We start from the raw sequence: 17,632 nt of genomic DNA, 5'->3' as shown, positions 1-17,632 counted from the left end.
GCGGCAGGAGGGGCGTCTCCAACCGGCGTCACACCCAATCGGCGGCGATAGCGTAGACCAGAACGGTTGCCGCGAGCACGACGCCTGAGATCAGCAGCGACAGTCCCAACTGCGGCCTGGAGGACTGACCGGGTTCGGCCGTGGCGAAGGGGCGCATCGCATCGCCGAATTCGGTCGACAAAGTTGGTGCGCCATGAAGCTGCGCTGCCCGGGCTTTTTGCGTTGCCTCCGCGCTGAGCGGAGTGCCCGCCGCCTCGCCGTCGGTTTCAAGCGGCGCTGCGGCCGGATCGAAGCCCGGCTTCTTGTCGCCGGTCCTTCCGTGCTGGATGTCCCCCCGCACCTGTGCAGGGTTGCTCTTGTGCAACTTGGACATGCTTGTTCCTTTCTGCCGTCAGAACAACCGACTCGCGGGGCGTTTGTTCCCGATCTGGTTCTGGTGCAAAAGCGGCTTTGCGGTGACGCCCACGTCTGAACCTCTGGAGTGTCGAGACGGTGGGCACGGCGGAGGGAGATGGCGATCCCGCCGACTGGTTTCACCGTGCGGAAAGCCGATGATGTTCTCTATTGATCGAGCCTGCAGCTATGAACAGAAGTGCCTTCTACGAGGAGTGTTCGCGCATCCTTGGAGCCTCGCACGCATATGAGGCGCCACGCTCCCTCAAGATCAATCGCTGGAACAATCGCGGCCCGGGCAATGGACACTTTCCCGGCTACGGGCTGATCCGCGTGCTCGGACCGCATCATATCCGAATTGCCCTCCGGCGTCCCGAGCTCAAGCTGTTGTGTCGCTCCGAGGAGGCGGCCTTCGCGGCGCTGAAACGCGCAAAGGCACTCGTCCTCCAAGCTCGGCCGAGTGAGCCCTGAGGCCAGTGCGACGTCAATGGGCTGAATCAGCGGGCCTTGTTTTCCGGCGGGCGCTCGTACAGCCTGTCGATTTCCCGCTTCTGCGCTTCCTTGGTCACGGGCGGGAGCGGCTTCTGCCGCATGACCGCATAGGCAATCACAGCGCCCAGGATGAAGGCACCGCCGCCGGTCACCAGTAGCCAGAAATAGTCCATCAACATGTTTCGGTGCCTCCTTGCAGTGAAGCCAACCGGCGTTGCCGGCGAAGGTTCCTGGTCGTAACGCGTTTGCTCGCAAGTCAGTCGGGCTTTGGCGTTTTCACCTCGCCAAAGCGCACTTCTTCGCGCGAGGGATTGTCGGCAATCGACTGCTCTTCCTCGTCGTTGGGAAGCGTTTCGTCCGGATCTACATTCTGCTCGTCTCTGCTGCGCACCGGGCGGACCCGGCCTTGAACGACCGTCTGCACTTTCATGCTTTTCGGCGTGCCAGCCGGCTCTTCATCGGTCGGCAGCATGGGTTTCTCGCGGGTGGGTTTCTTGGTGCTGTTGCGTGCCATCATATCCCTCCTTCTTCCTGAGAGGGGAAAGCAAAGACCAGCACTTTGTTCCGCTGTGTCAACGAGTGGCTGTTGTGGGATCACTTATATTAGCAGGAACAAATCTTCGGCGACGCGGTTGGAGCGCCGAAATCCGGGAAGGAGGAAACAATGAAATTCAGGCACTCAGTACTCGCATTCGCACTCGCCGTATCGCCCCTCGCTCTTGGTGGAGTTGCCGTGGCACAGGACACCCAACAACCGCAGCAGCAAGCCCCGGAGTCGCAGGGGACCGAGACCCAGCAAATGCCGGGTAGCGACAGTCAGGCCGTAACCGGCCAGAAGGACGATCGTTGCTCGAAACCCAATGCGCCGGCCGACTGCCCAAAAACCCCTGACACCGGTACGACCGGCGCCATCAGCTCTTCGGCTGGAGTAGAAGTGACGGCCGAGCAGCAAACCCAGCTGCGCAGCGTCATAAAGGAAAGCAGCGTTCAACCGGTTGACAAGGTGGACTTTGACGTGTCCGTCGGCGTTGCCGTGCCGCAGAGCGTGACTCTCCACGCCTTGCCGCCGCGGATTGTCGAGATCGTTCCCGCTTACAAGAGCTACAAATACTTCATGCTCGCAGATGGCCGGATCGTCATTGTCGATCCGAACAACATGCACATTGTCGCGGTCATCGCCTGACCGGCGAAACGCCGTCAGCGATGAGGCCCGCCTTGGCTAAGGCGGGCCTCATTTGCATCACCGTCTCGTCGCCAGTCTGGCGTGATGACGTTTCGACTTCGGGTGCAGCTCAAGCTTCACCGGCGATCTATCCTGCGCCGCCCCAGGAGGAGGCTCGTCGCGCCGCTCACCTGTCAGTGCTTGGCCGTCACGCCGCGCTGATCCCGTTCCAGGAACGTGCGGGTGATTTCCGCGGCATGCTGGTCGAGCCACTCGGCCATCTCGACTTCCTGCTGCAGAATGGTCTCGCAGATCCGCTTCGTTTCCTGATCGCCCGCGTAGTCGGCGGCAGCGATTAGGATCTTGTAGCTGGCGATTTCCATATGCTCGAACGTATAGCTGGCAAGCGAGCCCTTGACGACTTCGTCGCTGACGAAGAGCCCACTCAGACCCTGTCCGATGGCTACGATCTTGCCGCTGATATCTTTGATGGCCGAGCTCCCGCCGTGCAATCGTTCAAGGCAACGCTCGAGCATTGCGGCCTGATCGCGGGTTTCCTGTAGGTGCCGATCGATCCGCGCCTTGAGCTCAGGGTAGTTTTCCAGCCGCCGGGATTGACTGGTGAGCATCGTGATCGCCTGTTCTTCCATCGCATGCGCATCCCTCAGCCAGGCCTGCAAATGGTCGCTCGCCTTATGCATCGCGCTTTCCTCCTCTAAAAGGTGATCCAACCGGCCGTATGGCGAATGGTTCCGAACGGGAGGGTGCGAAGCGACGCCTCGGCGGGGGAACAATTCCAATGCCTGGCGATTGATAGGAGAGGCGGTAAAACCGCAGATTTTTCTGATCCAATCACAGCAAATGCCGGAAGTATGATGTCGAAAAGCGTAGCCGCAGCAGGGATCGTCGTTCTGATACTGGTCGCGGTGCTCTGGACGATTTTTCCGTTCGATGGTCCGTCGGAAGAGGGACAGCCGGCGCCGCATGCGATCGATCAGTCCGAATGACCACATCGAGGATGCTCATGCAGGAAGAACTGAAGATTTACCGGTTGTCGCCGCTGGCCGGGCCCTCTGATCCCAACTGGCAGAACGCCAAGTACCAAGGGGAAGTGGTGGTCGTTGCGCGCTCCAGCGGAGATGCCAGGATTGTTGCCTCGGAGGCAGAGCTCGATTTCCGCGAGATCGATGCGAAACCGGCAGAGGGTGTGACCACCGACATGGCGAGCGCCTTTCGCAGCGAAAAGCTCTACACCGTGATCGAAGAGGGACCGGCACCGCCGGGTTCGAACCGCGGCGTGATCGCCGGCCAAGTCACCGTCGACAACATTATTTCCACCGAGCTTTGAGTATCGCCGCGCTAAGCCGACGCGCACTCCTATAGACCGAACGGGAAGGTCTCGGGCACGCCCGATCCTATATGTTCGGGCCCGAGCGGCGTGATAGGCGACGTGCTGTCGAACCAAACGAAGGCGTCGAACTGTCGCGGCAGCGAGGCATAGGAATAGTGGCTCAGCCGTTCGGTGTCCGGCCTGTAGATCACGCCGATGAACCGCTCGAGCTTCGGCTCCAGCAGGCGGTCGCGGAGCACTCGGTCTCGAGAGAAATCCAGGAGAAAGCGTCGGACCTTGGAATCATGGAAGTGGCGCTCGTAGCTGTCGTCGAGCGACGGCCGTATCGCCTTCACCTCCATTTCGCTTCCCCAGTCACTTGCCGCGGCGACATGTCCGTCATGGGTGCCGAAACCGATGAGCGCCGTCTCATGCGGGAAATGCTCGCGGCAAAGCTGACCGATATTGAGCTCGTCGCGGGCCATTCCCATGTCGGTGTGGCGGGCGTCGCCGATATGCGAGTTGTGGGCCCAGACGACGGCTTTTGCGCCGGATCCGCGCGCGTCGACAACGTGCTGCAGCGTCTCGAACATATGGGAGTCGCGCATATTCCAGGACTCGGCACCGGCGTAGTACATGATGCGGTAGTATTTTTCCGCTGAGGCGACGAGCCGCGCATTCTGTGCCGCGTCCAGAAGATCGTCGCCGTTTTCCTGCCCCGCCTGGAGCTGTTTCTCCAGCAAGTCGCGGCATTGGCGGACGACCGCCTCCTCGCATTTGTGGAAACTCCTGCTCAGCGCCGCCCGGCCATAGGTGGACGGCTCGTTTTGCCAGGGCGTCAGACATCCATAGCGTTGGCGCGCAATCGCTGCCGCCTGCGGATCGACCTTGTCGAGATATTCGAGGACGGCGGCGATCGAGCCGCTCATGTTGTAGATGTCGAGGCCGTAGAATCCCGCTCTCTGCGCTTCGGCCTTGTCTTCATTGTGCCGGCGCAGCCATTCGACGAAGTCCATCACCTCGCGGTTTCGCCACATCCAGGCGGGGAAGCGCTGGAAAGGAACCTGCAGCCGGGCACTGGGCGGCCGGTGACGGACGTAGCGATCGACCGCCGCCGCGTCCGGCCAATCCGCCTCGACGGCGACGATGGTAAAGCCATGCGCCTCGATCAGCCGGCGGGTAATGGCCGCGCGGGCCCGATAGAATTCCGACGTGCCGTGGCTTGCCTCGCCGAGCAGCACCAGCCGTCGCTCGGCGAAGCGGTCGAAAAGACGGCCGAAGGCGGGGTCGTCGAGATCCGGCAGCGGCTCGGCCGCGTCGGCGATCAATACGGGCAGCGTGGGCGTGCGGCTGGGTTTGGCGCGCAGTTCTGTCCCCGCTTCCTTCCAGCCCTGCTCGCCGATGAGCGGCACGAACCTGACGCCGCCGAGGTCCTGTTGCTCGAATGTGGTGGCGTTGACGCGGGTGATCTTCATCAGGCGCTGCTCGTCGCGTGGGCCGACCGGAATGACCACATGGCCGCCGAGATCCAACTGCTCCTTGAGAGCCTGCGGTACGTCCGGACCGCCCGCTGCCACGAGGACGGCGTCGAACGGCCCGGCGTCCGGCCAACCCGTCGTGCCGTCCCCGACGCGTACGGAAATATTGTCGTAGCCGAGCTTGGCGAAGCGCCCTTGGGCCGCCTCGGCCAAGCCGGCGTGGCGCTCTATGGTGTAGACGTGAGCGGCGATGCGGCTCAACACAGCCGCCGCATAGCCGGATCCCGTTCCGATCTCGAGGACCGTATCGCCCGGCTGGACCTCGGCCTGCTCGGTCATCAGCGCGACGATGAACGGCTGCGAAATGGTCTGGCCGTGGCCGATCGCCAGTGCCGAATCCTCATAGGCAAACTCTTCGAAGCCGGGGTCGACAAAGGCCTCGCGCGGAACGATGCGCATCGCTTCGAGAACATCGGGGTCCCGGATGCCGCGGCGGGAGAGGTGGGATAGGATCATTCTTTCGCGGGCATGGGAAAAATCGATCATCACGGACCCTCCTGAAACGCCGCAACCGCCAGCACGGGCGTCGCTCGGGCCGACAACCACGAAACGCTGCCAATGTTCCCATGCCCGCGAGACATGGCATTGCCGCTGACGGCAACGGGTGCGGCTACAGTATCGGCTTGCCGCCGGTGACGGCGATTGTCGCGCCCGAGACGTAGCTCGACAGCGGATCCGCCAGCATGACATAGGCCGAGGCGAGTTCCACCGGTTGCCCGGGCCGCTTCATCGGCACCTGCTTGCCGAAATTCATGACCGAATCCTCGGGAAGGGTGGAGGGGATCAGCGGTGTCCAGATCGGGCCCGGCGCCACCGCATTGGCGCGTATGCCCTTGTCGGCAAGCATTTGCGCCAGGCCGGCGGTGAAATTCTGGATCGCACCCTTGGTGGTCGCATAGGCCAGCAGGATCGGGTTCGGGACATCCGCATTGATCGAGGCGGTGTTGATGATCGAACTGCCCGGTTTCATATGCGGGACCGCTGCGCGGGTGAGATAGAACATCGCATGAATGTTCACGCGGAAGGTCAGTTCCCATTCCTCGTCGGAGATGTCTGCGATATCCGGAAAGGAGGCCTGGTGCGCGGCGTTGTTGACAAGGATGTCGATACCGCCGAGTTCGTTGAGCGCCGTCTCGACAATTCGCTTGCAATGGTCCGATGTCTGGATATCGCCGGCGACGAGGACGCCCTTGCGTCCCGCCTCTTCGACAAGCGTCTTGGTCGATTTCGCGTCCTCGTGCTCGTTCAGGTAAGAGATAAGGACATCGGCGCCCTCTCGTGCGTAGGCGATTGCCACAGCTCGGCCAATGCCGCTGTCTCCGCCGGTGATGATGGCTTTCTTACCCTGCAACCGGCCCGACCCCTGGTAGGTTTTCTCCCCGTGGTCCGGCAGGGGGTCCATACGGTCCGTGGTTCCAGGCATCGGCTGGCTCTGACGCTTGAACGGCGGGCGCGGGTAACTCTCCATGGTCCAGGCCTCCTTCTTGGATTTCGGCGCGAATGATTGTTCGGCCAGTCGTCGATAACGGGCGCGATTCCTAACTCGGGCTCGCCGGGCTTTGTTCCGAGGCCGAGAGCCTCGTTGGCGCGGCCCACGATGGAACTTCGCCTCCGGGCTGGCGTTGACCAAGCGGCAACCCCGAGGAGGGCGAAATGGGAAAAGTCGAAAACAAATCCAAGCGCGTCCCGGACGTCAGGACCGGTTCCAGTGAGCCCGTCAAGACCGACAGCGACCTGCATCCGGAAGCCGGCACGCAGCCGCTGGAGCCGGACGAACTCATCCAAAAGCGGGCCGCGCGCGAGGCAATGCGCAGGAAAAGGGACGATTATGTCGTCGAGTCCGACCTCGAGGACGAAGACCAGCGCTTCCCGCTTCCGACAATGAAAGACCAGGAGTGACACAGCGGGCTGCACAGGAGAAAGATCATGAAGACCCCAAAAAATGGAGCGCCCGGCACCACGGAGCAATCGCCGCGGTGGGAAGGGCCGAAGGAGACGCGGCCAAGAGGCTATTTGCCGGCGAAGGATGACCCGGAGCATGACCGGGATGCGGCCGGCGAAAACCTGAAGGACCCGCACCGAGGCAAACCCTCGGACGCCCTCAAGACAAAGGACGACTGAGCCCGCGCCGCTCGGCTGGGGCGCTTGGCCGATGCGTGCCGCGCACCGGAACCGAGACGCTGTTCGGTGGTTTGAATCGTCGAAGTCGTCAAGGAATCGAAAGGAAAGGAGCAACAGATGCCCAGGAGAAAAGATTGGAGGCGAGACGATCCCTATTGGCGCTCGCGCGAATCCGGCAGGGATTGGTACGGCGATGAGAGAGGCGCCCGGCGGCGCTTTGCGGAGACGGTCGAACCGCGCGGCGCCGATTACGAGAATTCCGAGTATTTCCCGGATGCGGAATCCAGTGCCGGTCCCTATGGCAGGATGGGTGAGGACTACGGGCGTTCGAGCTGGGAGCGTGGTTATGGCGGTTATGGTTCCGACTACGGCTATCGGGGGCGGCCGTCCTCTCCGCGGTCCAGCCGGGACTGGGACGAGGAGCGAGGCTTCTTCGAACGGGCCGGCGACGAGGTAGCCTCATGGTTCGGTGACGAAGATGCCGAGCGCCGGCGCCAAATGGATCAGCATCGTGGCAAAGGGCCGAAGGGCTATACCCGCTCCGACAGCCGCATCCAGGAAGATGTCAGCGACCGTCTGAGCGATGACGGGGCACTCGACGCTTCCGACATCGAGGTCTCGGTCACAAGTGGCGAGGTTCAGCTCAGCGGTTTCGTCGAGACCAAATGGGCGAAACGCCGCGCCGAGGACCTGGCGGAAAACGTCTCCGGCGTTAGCCACGTCCAGAACAATATTCGCCTTCGAGGCGCCGGTTCGTCCGGGGGAACGTCCGGCTGGAACCCGGGCGGAAGCAATCAAAATCTCTGATCAGATAACGGCGGGGCTCGGTCCCGCCGTTATTCCGTTCATCGTGGCCGCTGCCTTGGTCTCCGAACGTGCGGCGCGCACAAGAAAATTGAGCATGCGCGCTTCCTCCACCCGTAGCTCAGGGTTTGCGCGTCCGCGGCGGCGCAGCTGTTTGGCGGAGACAGCAGAGCCGGTATCCGCGAGAGCGATGACATACGGATGGATGTAGCTTTTGCGGCAGATAGCCGGCGTGTTGCAGAGAGCCGCGGCAGCCGCCTCGCACATCGTTTTGACGGTCGGGCGCTCGCCTCTCTCCAGTGCTTCGCGTGCTGCCGTGAAGGCGGCAACGCTGCCCGCCCAAGTCCGGAACGTCTTGGCCGAAACCGAGAAGCCGGCAATCTCCGCCAGATAGCGGTTGAGACGCCCCGAGTCGACCGGGCGCAGGACATCGTTGTCGTCCCTCCACACGAAGAGCTGCCGTCCCGGCAGGTCGGCGATGTTCTCGAGCAGGCGCTGCAGTTTCGGGCGCCGCAGCCGCCGCTGCACGCGTTTGCCTCCCTTGGCGATAAACCGCAGCTCTATGTAACCGTCGAGGAGCCGCAAATGGCGTTTCAACAGCGTCGTCGCGCCATAGGTCGAATTCGCCTCGACATAGGCGGGACTTCCGGTTCGCAGATGCGCTTCGTCGAGCAAGGCGACCAGAGCGGCGAGCACCGTCCGTGCGTCGCCGGCTCCTCCTTCCATGTGGCGGCGGGTCGTGCGCCGGATCCTCGGCAGCGCCTTGCCGAAGAGAAGGAGCTGAGCGAACTTGTCGCCGCTCCGCTGCACCTGCCATTCCGTGTGATAGCGGTATTGCTTTCGACCGCGCGCGTCATAGCCGGTCGCCTGCAGGTGCCCGTTCTCGTCCAGGCAAATCCACACGTTCTCGTAGGCCGGCGGCAGGCCCAGCGATGCGATACGGGCCTTCACGACGGGGTCGGTCAGGATCGAGCCGTCCGGCAGCCGGTAGACGAACCCCTTGCCGGAGCGTTGCCGCCTGATGCCCGGCACCGAATCGCTGACATAGACGAGCCCGCTTTCCTTCGCGGGACCTTCGCCTGCCGCTACATCGCGCCCATTGCGGCTGCGCCCGGCGCCGGATCGATCACGCATCGCCGCCGCATGGCGGGCCGAATTGGAACTGACTTGCAGCGGCATGGACGGGGTCTTCCTTCAGGCGGTGAAATTTCGATCGCAGACTAACGCCCTGCCATGCGGGTCGGGTTCCATGCCGGATGCGCCGCCGGATCGATTTCCTCGGCGAAGCCCGCATTGGCAGCGGAACATTATCGGCCGCAGGTGGTTCCATCGGCGCATCAATGTGCTGAAGCGGCCTTTGTGTTTTCAAAGACGCACGGCGATGTCGTTCCAGAGGAAGACGCGCGATGCGGAAAGCGTTGAAAGATGCGGTGGTGGTGATTACCGGAGCCTCGTCCGGAGTCGGACAGGCGACGGCGGAGGAATTTGCCCGGCAAGGTTCGAGACTCGTGCTGGCCGCGCGCGACGCGGTGGCGCTGCAAAAGGTGGCGCGCACCTGCCGTGATCTCGGGGCGGCTGTGCTGGTCGTGCCGACCGATGTCACCGATGCGGATGCGGTCAGGGACCTGGCAAGAAAGGCCTTGAGCTTCGGCAAAATCGACGTCTGGTTCAGCAATGTCGGCGTCGGCGCGGTCGGCCGCTTCCAGGAAACGCCGATCGAGGCTCACGAGCAGGTCATTCGCACGAACCTGATCGGGCACGTCAACGATGCGCATGCCGCCATTCCCGTCTTCCTGAAGCAGGGCCACGGCACTTTCATCAACATGATCTCGCTCGGCGGCTTTGCCTCGACACCTTTTGCGGCGGCATACAGTGCCAGCAAGTTCGGCCTCCGAGGCTTTTCCGAAGCGCTGCGTGCCGAACTCGCCGATGAACCCGACATTCACATCTGCGATGTCTATCCAACCTTCATGGATACGCCCGGCGTCGCGCATGGCGCGAACTACACCGGCCGCAGGCTCAGCGTTCCGCCTCCAGTCTATGATGCGCGCCGGGCCGCCCGCGCCGTCGTCCGCCTGGCGCAATATCCACGCAGCGCCGTCACCGTCGGCGTCGTCGCCGACCTGGCGCGGCTCGCGCATTTTCTCGCCCCCAATACGACCTCCCGCCTGCTGGCCCGCCTGACCTCGTCCTATCTCAGGCGAGCGCCGCGCGCCGAAAGGAGCAACGGCAACCTGTTCAGGGCCCCTGCAAATCCCGGCGGCATCGAAGGCGGGTGGCGTTCGGAGCGCAGAGTTCCAATCGCCGCCGTTGCGGCCGCGGCCGTCGTTGGCCTTGCGCTCGCGGCGGTGATCGGCGGCGTACCCCGCACCTCGTATCGACGGCACTGAAGGCTCGCTTGCCGGGCACAGAGCGCGTTCGACAACAGTGGAGGGATCTCGCAATGAAGGCTCTGACTTGGCACGGCAAGGGCGACATTCGGTGCGAGAGTGTTCCCGATCCGATAATCGAGGACCAGCACGACGCCATCATCAAGGTTACTGCCTGCGCGATCTGCGGCTCCGATCTGCACATCTTCAACGGGCTGATACCGGCGATGGAGCATGGCGACGTCGTTGGTCACGAGGCCATGGGCGAGGTCGTCGAGGTCGGCAGGGCTGCGACGAAGCTAAAGGTCGGAGAGCGCGTCGTGGTGCCCTTCACCATCGCCTGCGGCGCGTGCTTCTTCTGCCAGCGGGGCTTCTACTCCGCCTGCGAGCGAACCAATCCCGACCGGGAGAAAGCGATGAAGATGTGGGGCAATTCGCCCTCGGGCCTGTTCGGCTATTCACATCTTCTCGGCGGCTACCGCGGCGGCCAGGCCGAGTATCTGCGTGTGCCGCACGCCGATGTAGGGCCGATCAAGGTACCGGAGGAACTCACCGACGAGCAGGTCCTGTTCCTCTCGGATATCTTTCCGACCGGATACATGGCTGCCGAATTCTGCGGCATCGAGCCGGGCGACACGATCGCCATCTGGGGCTGCGGGCCTGTCGGCCAGATGGCGATCCGTTCGGCCTTCCTGCTCGGGGCGGAACGGGTGATCGCCGTCGATACGGTTCCCGAGCGGCTGCGGCTTGCGGAAACGGCAGGCGCGGTCACGCTCGACTACATGCAGGAGGATATCTACGACCGCATCATGGAGATGACCCATGGGCGCGGCGCGGATGCCTGCATCGATGCGGTGGGGACGGAGGCCGACAGCCGGGCAAGCCTCGATTCCCTCGTCGACCGCGTCAAGGTCGCCACCTACCTCGGCACCGATCGTCCGCATGTGCTGCGCCAGGCGATCCACTGCTGCCGGAATTTCGGTACGGTCTCCATCGTCGGAGTCTATGGCGGCTATCTCGACAAGATACCCTTCGGCTCGGCGATCAATCGGGGGCTGACCTTCCGCATGGCGCAAACACCCGTTCAGCGCTACCTGCCCTTGCTGCTCGATCGCATCCGCAAGGGCGAGATCGATCCCTCCTTCGTCATCACCCACCGGGGCTCCCTGGACGACGGGCCAAACCTTTATCAGACATTCAACAAGAGGGCGGACGGCTGCGTGAAGGTTGTCCTGAAACCTTGAACGGAAGATGTCGCTATCCCGCCTCGGCGTGATCAGAATTCCAGGATCGCATAGGGCCGGCCAGTCGGCTTCTCCACATGGGCGGCGACATTGAAGACGGGCGCGCCGCCTGGCGTCGTGCCCTTGTAAGTGCCCTTGTGAGCGTGGCCGTGGACGACGGCGCTGACGTGGAACCGGTCGATTGTTTCGGCGAAACGAGAGGAGCCGAGGAAGGGATAGATCTCTTCCGGCTCTCCCGCAACGGTCTCGGCGATCGGCGCGTAGTGGAGCACGACCACGGAGTGCTGGGCACTGGTTTTTCGCAGGGCGTTTTCGAGGCGCATCGCTTCGTCGACGGTGGCGGAAACCATCGTCTTCAGGGCTGTTTCGCCGAAAGAACCGAGCATGTGACGCCCGAAGCCGCCGACAAATCCTTTCGTGCCGGCAAAGCCGATGCCGGCGATCTCGACCGCCTGCCCATCAAGGAGGTGGACACCTGCCTTCATGAGGATCGACGAGATCTCCTCGACGGCATTGCATTGGTGGTCGTGGTTTCCGAGAACCGCCACCACAGGGACGGTGCAGTATTTCAGGTCGGAGGCGAGAAGCTCCGCCTCGGCGGGCTTGCCGAGATCGGTCAGGTCGCCGGCGATCACCAGCACATCGGCGACTTTCGACACTTCCGAAAACAGTTCCGCATAGGAGACCGAACCATCCTCTTTCATGTGGAGGTCGGCAACCGCGGCCACCTTCAGCTTGTTGCCCATGGTAACAACTCCCTATTTTCCTGTCCGCATCTCGAGGTCGCCGCCGACGTCGGCAAATCCCCATTCGGTCACGTCGATCTCGTAATCGCGCCGCGAGTACATCCTGCCGCGGCAAATCTTCGTCTGGGGCAGCGGCAAGTCCCGCTGGGCCGCCAGCCGGCTCAGCAGCTCGTCCATCAGCCACAGGGGAACCCTGTCGCGCTCAGAGGGGTAGATCCACCGGAAATTGAGGAGATGGATCAGCAGCACCTCCCAGTGCGCTTCCATATATTCGAGCAGCCGGCGCCAATCGATCCGGTCGTGGGTCTTTAAAATCGTGTGGGCGACGTCGGCACCGTCGTAGCGCTCGCGAAGCTGGATGAAGGATTTCGACCAGACCAATTCGGTCGGAGCGACGATCGACACCGGGGACGCGCTGATCTCCACCGGCAAGGCATGTTCGAACCATGCATCGTTGACGAGCATGGTGCCGTTCGGCGAGGCGAAGATGACGTCGAAGAAGAACTTGCCCTTGTAGACCTTTCCGAGCCACCGGTCGTCCTCGATTTCGACCGAGTAACCGCGCGACTTGAAATGCTTGAGGATGCGGGTGTAGTCGCCGGCCTTGCAGAACACGTCGAGATCCTTCGTCGGCCTTGAAATGCCGGTATAGGCGCTGACGGCGAAGGTGCCGGCGATCAGGAAGGGGATCTTGCATTTGACGAGCTCGGCTATGGACGTGGCGACGAAGGCCTCGGCCTTCTCGTCGACGAGTTGCGGCAGGGCAAGGGGAGCGCGGGTCGTTCGCGGCGACTTCGACTTCGGTGGCATTGCCGATGGCATGCTTTCTCTCCTGCGAAGGAACACCTACGACAACACCCGAGAACTCGGCTAGGTTCCGCAGCATCGAGGCGAACGCTGCCGGAAGTGCTGTGGGAGAGATGAATTCACGGGCGCAGCCGCAACCGGCCGCGCCCGCAGTCAATGTCGAGCGTTAAAGTGCCGGGGGGCGATAGCGTTCACGCTCGCGCTGAACCTCATCGAGGCTCAAGGGCGCGGAGGCCGCGTCGAAAGTGCTCCAGCCTTCTTCGGTGTAGGCGCGCCTGCGAACCGAGGTGTCGACGGCATGACGGTTCCTGAGGATGGCATCGGCTTGCGGGACCAGCGCCTCGTCGACCTTGGCCACCACCAGCGTGCCGCCCCGGCGCACGCCCTCTGCGTAAAGATGCGCGTCCTCCTCCGGTATGCCCGAATCCGTCAGCGAACCGATGATGCCACCGGTGGCGGCACCCGCCACCGCTCCGGCGATGGCACCCGCGGCTGTCGATGCGAGCCAACCGGCAGCGACGACAGGCCCGACGCCCGGTATGGCCATCAGCCCCAGCCCGGTCAGGAGGCCGACCGCGCCGCCGCCGGTCGCACCCAGCCCTGCACCGACGCCGGCGCCTTCTGCAGCCCCGGAACTCTCGCCCGAATAGCGATCGCCGACATTATTGGCGACCAAGCTGATATCCTCCGACGGAATGCCGGCTGCCTCCAGGTCGTTCACCGCCTGTCGAGCGTCATGGTAGTCGTCGAAAAGCCCTGCCACAGTTCTCATCTTCTTCTCCCTTTCTGTAGCGCTGGAAACGGAAGCGAGCAGATTTCCGCCCGTTTCCGACCGAAATCATCGTGACCTAGAGCGCGGTGACGTTGCCCTGGTAATCGAGAGAAACGGCAACGGACTTGCCGTCCTTCATCGCGGTTGCACGCCAGATTCCCTGGTCGTCGAGCTTCAGCCCCGTGACGTCGGCGTAACCGGCTCCCTCGATCCGCTCGCGCGCCTGGTCTTCCGTAAAGCTGTTCTTGCCTGCGACGGGAGCTTCGGGGTTTTGAGTGCCGGGCGTGGCGATCGCCGGTGTGCTTCCGCCCGAGGTTGCCGACTGCCCAAAGGCCGGCATTGCGGCAGCGCTTAAAAGCACTGCAACGCCAAAGATCGTGATTTTCATAGCCTTTCCTCTCTCGGGGATCGTTTCCCGACCAACCAAACCGGCCGGGCATGGTTTGGTTCCGCGGTGTACTCGAGCGACGATCGAGCGCGGCAAGAGGAGTAGAATTGCGGAACTTTCTTGCGATTTTCCGGTTGCACGCTCCCGTGAACCGAGATCTTCGAGGAGAGCGCAATGGCTACCAACATGAAGGACGGCAAGGCGCCCAAGAGTTCCAGTGGAAAGCACGGCGGAAACCGCGCCGGCGACCAGGCCAAGAGAGACGCGGTCAAGAAAGACGAGGTCAAGAAGAGCAGCCAGGCGGCCGGCAAGGACCCGCAGCGGGGCAAGCGCTGAGGAGCACCAAACAAAAAGGCCGGGCTCAGCCCGACCTTTCATCGCCACCTCCCGCCGCTGCCAGTACATCCGTGGTCAGCGGCGAGAGGGACAGTAAGGGCAGTGTAGGCGGCGATTGTTACAGTGGCAAGACGATCAAAAGGGTGAGGGTGTTTGGTGAGTACAGCTTCAGCCAGAGAGCTTCCACCGGGCGCCTCACGGCTGATCGCCCGAGGAAGAGACGTAACAAATGGTGATCCCGGCGCGATTCGAACGCGCGACCCCCAGATTAGGAAACCGCTTTAAAGCCTTGTGCTGCCAGGCGTAGAGCCTTCCATGTCGCATCCATGTTGCAGTCACGCGAGAAAGGCGCGCTCAGCTGCTGCCATTTCGTCGGCGTCATCGTCCTTCGGAAATAAGTGCGAATAGCGGTCCATGGTGAGCGCGATCGTCGAGTGTCCCATGCGCTCTTGAACGATTTTCGGTGTCAGGCCGAGTCCGCCGTCTTCCTTGCGGTTGATGCACCAACTGGCGAAGAAATGGCGAAGGCAGTGCATCCCGGTATATTTCGGCGCAAGCACGGGCTTTCCCTTCTCGTCAACCTCTCCAGTGTCAATAGCGACGCCGGCAGTGATCCAGGCCGGATGAAGCCCGCGCCGAAGAATGTTGTTCAACTGCTCAACCTTGCCCTGACCGTTCGGGAATACGAGTTCAAGAGCCTTAACCTTCTGGCCCGCGTCATCGACCTTGCCGGTTTCGCGTTTCGGGCATGACAGTCTCCACTCACGCAAGGCGTTGATCACCATTGGCGGCGCCGGGACCGTCCGCTCGCTTGAGTGAGACTTGGGCCGGCCGATATCGTTGAACCGATCCGCCCGTTGGTGAACGCGAATTTGTCCCTTGTCGAAATCGATATCCTGCCATCGGAGGCCGCGGAGCTCGGAAGCTCTGAAGCCACAGAAGGCCGCCGTCAGGAAAAGAGGCCTCCAGCGGCCCGAAATCACGCCGATCAGCGCCTTGACCTCATCACGGGCCGGGATGTCGACGCCGATCTTTAATCGCCCTCTCTGGCGCTTCTCCTGCCGTTTCTCACCAGAGCCGCGCTGTCCTTTCATGTCCCTTACGACGCTCCGGGCGACGAGTCCGCGCTCCTGGGCGTCAGCAATCAGTGAGCCGAGGCTCACCAAGATCTTTTTGACCATGGCCGGTGATCGGTCAGCTTCGCGCAACTGGTCTTCAAAAGCCCTCACCTTCGCAATCGACAGGGCCGGCAGCTTCGATGCGCCGAGGAAGGGAACGATGTGCATTCGAAGGTGGCGCTCATAGTCATCGATCGTCGCGCGCTCGAGACCGGAGGCGCGGGCGCTAGCGAGCCACAGCTTACCGGCTTCCTCTACTGTGGCGCTGGCACTGTCGGCAACGTGAACGCCTTCCCGGATCTCTACCTTTGCCGTAGCGGCGAATGCATCGGCATCCTTCTTCTTCGTGAAGGTCTTCAGCCGGCGCTTGCCCGCTGCATCGAGGTAGTCGACGACCCAGGCGGATTTCTCCTCGCCCTTCGGGGTGGTCCAGGTGCGCTTACGGACGGACATGATCAGGGTCCAACGTTGAGTTTTCGACTTATGGAAAAAATACTGCAAGCAGAACGGGGACAGATCAACGGCAAAGTCGCGCAAAGTCGCGCCCGTTACGCACAGGCCGTCATGAAAGAATATGCAAAAAAATCAATGCATTAAGTAAAATGAGGCGCCTGCATTTGGGAAAAGCCTGCGAAACCCCTTTCTTTAGCGTCTATTTTTGCGGCTAATTACATCCACGTACAAATCACTGAGATTCTGTACCGAAGAAAGCGGCAGGGCTGCCTCTGGTTTGGCGACTTCGAACAGCCCCGCCACCGTTTCCAACACCAACGATGGGAGATCCACCGTCGTGCCGACATCTGTTATTCACGAGTCCGCCTCCGCGAGCAAGACAAAACCCAATCCCGAGATCGTCTATGGCGTCCATGCGATTGCCGAGGCTGTGGATGAACCGGACCTTCGCCGCGTCTTCTACATGCTGCAACAGGGCCAAATCCCTGGCGCCCGAAAGATCGGCCGCCGCTGGGCTCTGAGCCTCCGCGTCTTCCGTCGCGAAATGCATGGAGATGCGGCATGAAGACGAATCCCACACCCATCAATCGAACCGACCTGGCCGCAACCTGGCCGCCGACCGCAGCCGTCGCAAAGTCTGCGGGGCATAAGCAGATGTCTCCGATGGCGGCAATCAGGCTGAAGTGCCTCGACTGCAGCAGCGGCCAGCCCTCAGAAGTCCGCGCGTGTGAGGCGGTAAATTGCCCACTGTGGGCATTTCGAGCGGGTATCCATCCCTACACCGCCGCGAAGATGAAAAACGGCTCCGTGGAGCAGGATTTCAAGGAAAGCGAGGCCGCATGACCTGCTACCACCCCGACAACGAAAGCGTCACCCTGGCCGCTCAATGGCTCGCCGATCAAGCGCAGCCACCGCGGCCAATCATCCCTGCCTTGCGGGAGCGGTTCAATCTTAGCGCCCTCGAGGCAACCGAGGCGGCCGCGATGTCCGATCGGTTCCGGATGCTTAGGAGAGTGTTCGGATGAGCAAGGGAAAGAGGCATAAGCGAACTGCCCCGTCAGATCGGTTCTTCCAGATGCATGTCTGGCTCCTGAACTCCGCGGCCTGGAAAGCGACCACTCCGTTTGAGAGGGCCCTCTATTTCGAGCTTAAGCAGCTCCATAACGGTCAGAACAACGGTGACATCGCTCTTTCGCATCGTGAAGCGGCAGTGCTCATAAACTGCAGCAACAAACCTGTCGCCGCGGCCTTCAAGGGATTGATCGAGAAAGGCTTCATCAAAGTCGCGACACGCGGTTCATTTCAATGGAAGAACCGGGCGCCAGGGCGGCGATCCACCCGCTGGATCTTGACGGAATACCCTGTCGACGTTCCCGAGCGCTCGCTGGTAGCGACGAAGGAATTCATGCGGTGGAAGCCGGAAGAAAAACAACGGTATGCCGAGAGCACACCATTGGTATGCCCTAAGCACACCATCGACGACGCAATGGTATGCCGAGAGCACACCATAAAGGCTGGAGTGTATGCCCATGACACACGATAAGCCCTGTTTTTCGACC

At 62.2% G+C, this 17,632-nt stretch carries 25 protein-coding genes; 13 read left to right on the top strand and 12 right to left on the bottom strand.

What is annotated here, in order from left to right; all coding sequences use genetic code 11:
• Window positions 1–28: 28 nt before the first annotated feature.
• On the bottom strand, window positions 29–373 hold the full coding sequence (locus tag USDA257_RS26860) for a hypothetical protein (RefSeq protein WP_014766134.1): 345 nt from the start codon (window positions 371–373) through the stop codon (window positions 29–31).
• Window positions 374–582: 209 nt separating this feature from the next.
• Between USDA257_RS26860 and USDA257_RS26855 the strand changes: the two genes are divergently transcribed.
• Entirely contained in the window at window positions 583–864 is a 282-nt protein-coding gene (locus USDA257_RS26855; protein ID WP_014766133.1) for a hypothetical protein, read from the top strand.
• A 26-nt stretch (window positions 865–890) separates the two neighbouring features.
• On the opposite strand, the gene USDA257_RS37265 is transcribed toward USDA257_RS26855, so the two are convergent.
• Complete coding sequence (locus USDA257_RS37265) at window positions 891–1,064, bottom strand: hypothetical protein (RefSeq protein ID WP_014766132.1); 174 nt, start codon at window positions 1,062–1,064, stop codon at window positions 891–893.
• A 77-nt stretch (window positions 1,065–1,141) separates the two neighbouring features.
• Window positions 1,142–1,399 (bottom strand): hypothetical protein, encoded by a 258-nt coding sequence (locus USDA257_RS26850; RefSeq protein ID WP_014766131.1) that lies wholly within the window; start codon window positions 1,397–1,399, stop codon window positions 1,142–1,144.
• A 150-nt stretch (window positions 1,400–1,549) separates the two neighbouring features.
• Here USDA257_RS26850 and USDA257_RS33270 point away from each other — a divergent pair, with 150 nt between their 5' ends.
• Window positions 1,550–2,068: a DUF1236 domain-containing protein gene (locus USDA257_RS33270; RefSeq protein WP_014766130.1), complete on the top strand. Its 519-nt coding sequence runs from the start codon at window positions 1,550–1,552 to the stop codon at window positions 2,066–2,068.
• A 173-nt stretch (window positions 2,069–2,241) separates the two neighbouring features.
• Here USDA257_RS33270 and USDA257_RS26840 read toward each other — a convergent pair whose 3' ends face one another.
• Window positions 2,242–2,748, bottom strand: coding sequence for a ferritin-like domain-containing protein (locus USDA257_RS26840; protein ID WP_014766129.1), 507 nt, complete (start codon window positions 2,746–2,748; stop codon window positions 2,242–2,244).
• Between the two features lie 174 nt (window positions 2,749–2,922).
• Here USDA257_RS26840 and USDA257_RS38450 point away from each other — a divergent pair, with 174 nt between their 5' ends.
• Window positions 2,923–3,054, top strand: a complete 132-nt coding sequence (locus tag USDA257_RS38450; RefSeq protein WP_080605701.1) for a hypothetical protein — start codon at window positions 2,923–2,925, stop codon at window positions 3,052–3,054.
• A 17-nt stretch (window positions 3,055–3,071) separates the two neighbouring features.
• Window positions 3,072–3,395: a hypothetical protein gene (locus tag USDA257_RS26835; RefSeq protein WP_014766127.1), complete on the top strand. Its 324-nt coding sequence runs from the start codon at window positions 3,072–3,074 to the stop codon at window positions 3,393–3,395.
• A gap of 29 nt (window positions 3,396–3,424) precedes the next feature.
• Here the strand turns inward: USDA257_RS26835 and USDA257_RS26830 are convergent, their stop codons facing one another.
• Both USDA257_RS26830 and USDA257_RS26825 read right to left on the bottom strand, forming a co-directional pair.
• A complete protein-coding gene (locus USDA257_RS26830; RefSeq protein WP_014766126.1) occupies window positions 3,425–5,401 on the bottom strand; it encodes a protein-L-isoaspartate(D-aspartate) O-methyltransferase in 1,977 nt (658 codons plus the stop codon).
• Window positions 5,402–5,525: 124 nt separating this feature from the next.
• Entirely contained in the window at window positions 5,526–6,383 is an 858-nt protein-coding gene (locus USDA257_RS26825; RefSeq protein ID WP_080605700.1) for an SDR family oxidoreductase, read from the bottom strand.
• A 185-nt stretch (window positions 6,384–6,568) separates the two neighbouring features.
• Here USDA257_RS26825 and USDA257_RS26820 point away from each other — a divergent pair, with 185 nt between their 5' ends.
• The 3 genes from USDA257_RS26820 to USDA257_RS26810 all read left to right on the top strand — a co-directional run bounded on the left by USDA257_RS26820 (window position 6,569) and on the right by USDA257_RS26810 (window position 7,843).
• The gene (locus USDA257_RS26820) at window positions 6,569–6,814 is read left to right on the top strand and encodes a hypothetical protein (RefSeq protein ID WP_014766124.1); all 246 of its coding nucleotides are present in this window, start codon (window positions 6,569–6,571) and stop codon (window positions 6,812–6,814) included.
• Window positions 6,815–6,841: 27 nt separating this feature from the next.
• Window positions 6,842–7,036: a hypothetical protein gene (locus tag USDA257_RS26815; RefSeq protein ID WP_014766123.1), complete on the top strand. Its 195-nt coding sequence runs from the start codon at window positions 6,842–6,844 to the stop codon at window positions 7,034–7,036.
• A gap of 117 nt (window positions 7,037–7,153) precedes the next feature.
• Window positions 7,154–7,843 (top strand): BON domain-containing protein, encoded by a 690-nt coding sequence (locus tag USDA257_RS26810; RefSeq protein WP_014766122.1) that lies wholly within the window; start codon window positions 7,154–7,156, stop codon window positions 7,841–7,843.
• On the opposite strand, the gene USDA257_RS26805 is transcribed toward USDA257_RS26810, so the two are convergent.
• Window positions 7,844–9,019, bottom strand: coding sequence for a DNA topoisomerase IB (locus USDA257_RS26805; RefSeq protein WP_014766121.1), 1,176 nt, complete (start codon window positions 9,017–9,019; stop codon window positions 7,844–7,846). It lies immediately after the preceding gene.
• A gap of 227 nt (window positions 9,020–9,246) precedes the next feature.
• On the opposite strand from USDA257_RS26805, the gene USDA257_RS26800 reads away from it, so the two are divergent.
• Together USDA257_RS26800 and USDA257_RS26795 are read left to right on the top strand one after the other, a co-directional pair.
• Window positions 9,247–10,230, top strand: coding sequence for an SDR family oxidoreductase (locus tag USDA257_RS26800; RefSeq protein ID WP_014766120.1), 984 nt, complete (start codon window positions 9,247–9,249; stop codon window positions 10,228–10,230).
• A gap of 53 nt (window positions 10,231–10,283) precedes the next feature.
• On the top strand, window positions 10,284–11,453 hold the full coding sequence (locus USDA257_RS26795) for a zinc-dependent alcohol dehydrogenase (protein ID WP_014766119.1): 1,170 nt from the start codon (window positions 10,284–10,286) through the stop codon (window positions 11,451–11,453).
• A gap of 32 nt (window positions 11,454–11,485) precedes the next feature.
• Here the strand turns inward: USDA257_RS26795 and USDA257_RS26790 are convergent, their stop codons facing one another.
• The 4 genes from USDA257_RS26790 to USDA257_RS26775 form a co-directional block, all read right to left on the bottom strand.
• Window positions 11,486–12,199 carry a metallophosphoesterase family protein gene (locus USDA257_RS26790; protein WP_014766118.1) on the bottom strand — a complete coding sequence of 238 codons (714 nt, stop codon included), beginning with the start codon at window positions 12,197–12,199 and terminating at the stop codon, window positions 11,486–11,488.
• A gap of 12 nt (window positions 12,200–12,211) precedes the next feature.
• Window positions 12,212–13,021, bottom strand: coding sequence for a hypothetical protein (locus USDA257_RS26785; RefSeq protein ID WP_014766117.1), 810 nt, complete (start codon window positions 13,019–13,021; stop codon window positions 12,212–12,214).
• A gap of 151 nt (window positions 13,022–13,172) precedes the next feature.
• Window positions 13,173–13,778, bottom strand: coding sequence for a hypothetical protein (locus USDA257_RS26780; RefSeq protein ID WP_014766116.1), 606 nt, complete (start codon window positions 13,776–13,778; stop codon window positions 13,173–13,175).
• Window positions 13,779–13,854: 76 nt separating this feature from the next.
• Window positions 13,855–14,166, bottom strand: coding sequence for a PepSY domain-containing protein (locus USDA257_RS26775; protein ID WP_014766115.1), 312 nt, complete (start codon window positions 14,164–14,166; stop codon window positions 13,855–13,857).
• 174 nt (window positions 14,167–14,340) lie between these two features.
• On the opposite strand from USDA257_RS26775, the gene USDA257_RS37260 reads away from it, so the two are divergent.
• Window positions 14,341–14,502: a hypothetical protein gene (locus USDA257_RS37260; protein ID WP_014766114.1), complete on the top strand. Its 162-nt coding sequence runs from the start codon at window positions 14,341–14,343 to the stop codon at window positions 14,500–14,502.
• A gap of 335 nt (window positions 14,503–14,837) precedes the next feature.
• Here the strand turns inward: USDA257_RS37260 and USDA257_RS26770 are convergent, their stop codons facing one another.
• On the bottom strand, window positions 14,838–16,073 hold the full coding sequence (locus USDA257_RS26770; RefSeq protein ID WP_014766113.1) for a site-specific integrase: 1,236 nt from the start codon (window positions 16,071–16,073) through the stop codon (window positions 14,838–14,840).
• A gap of 337 nt (window positions 16,074–16,410) precedes the next feature.
• Between USDA257_RS26770 and USDA257_RS26765 the strand changes: the two genes are divergently transcribed.
• The 3 genes from USDA257_RS26765 (at window position 16,411) to USDA257_RS26750 (ending at window position 17,616) form a co-directional block, all read left to right on the top strand.
• A complete protein-coding gene (locus USDA257_RS26765; RefSeq protein ID WP_014766111.1) occupies window positions 16,411–16,638 on the top strand; it encodes a hypothetical protein in 228 nt (75 codons plus the stop codon).
• Window positions 16,635–16,916, top strand: coding sequence for a hypothetical protein (locus USDA257_RS26760; protein WP_041414708.1), 282 nt, complete (start codon window positions 16,635–16,637; stop codon window positions 16,914–16,916). The genes USDA257_RS26765 and USDA257_RS26760 overlap by 4 nt, the downstream gene beginning before the upstream one ends.
• 178 nt (window positions 16,917–17,094) lie before the next feature.
• Window positions 17,095–17,616: a hypothetical protein gene (locus tag USDA257_RS26750; RefSeq protein ID WP_041414705.1), complete on the top strand. Its 522-nt coding sequence runs from the start codon at window positions 17,095–17,097 to the stop codon at window positions 17,614–17,616.
• Window positions 17,617–17,632: the final 16 nt, after the last annotated feature.

Source organism: Sinorhizobium fredii USDA 257, assembly GCF_000265205.3.
Taxonomy (GTDB): Bacteria; Pseudomonadota; Alphaproteobacteria; order Rhizobiales; family Rhizobiaceae; genus Sinorhizobium; species Sinorhizobium fredii_B.
Note: the sequence above shows the minus strand (reverse complement) of the source record. Positions and strands in the feature narration are given on the sequence as shown.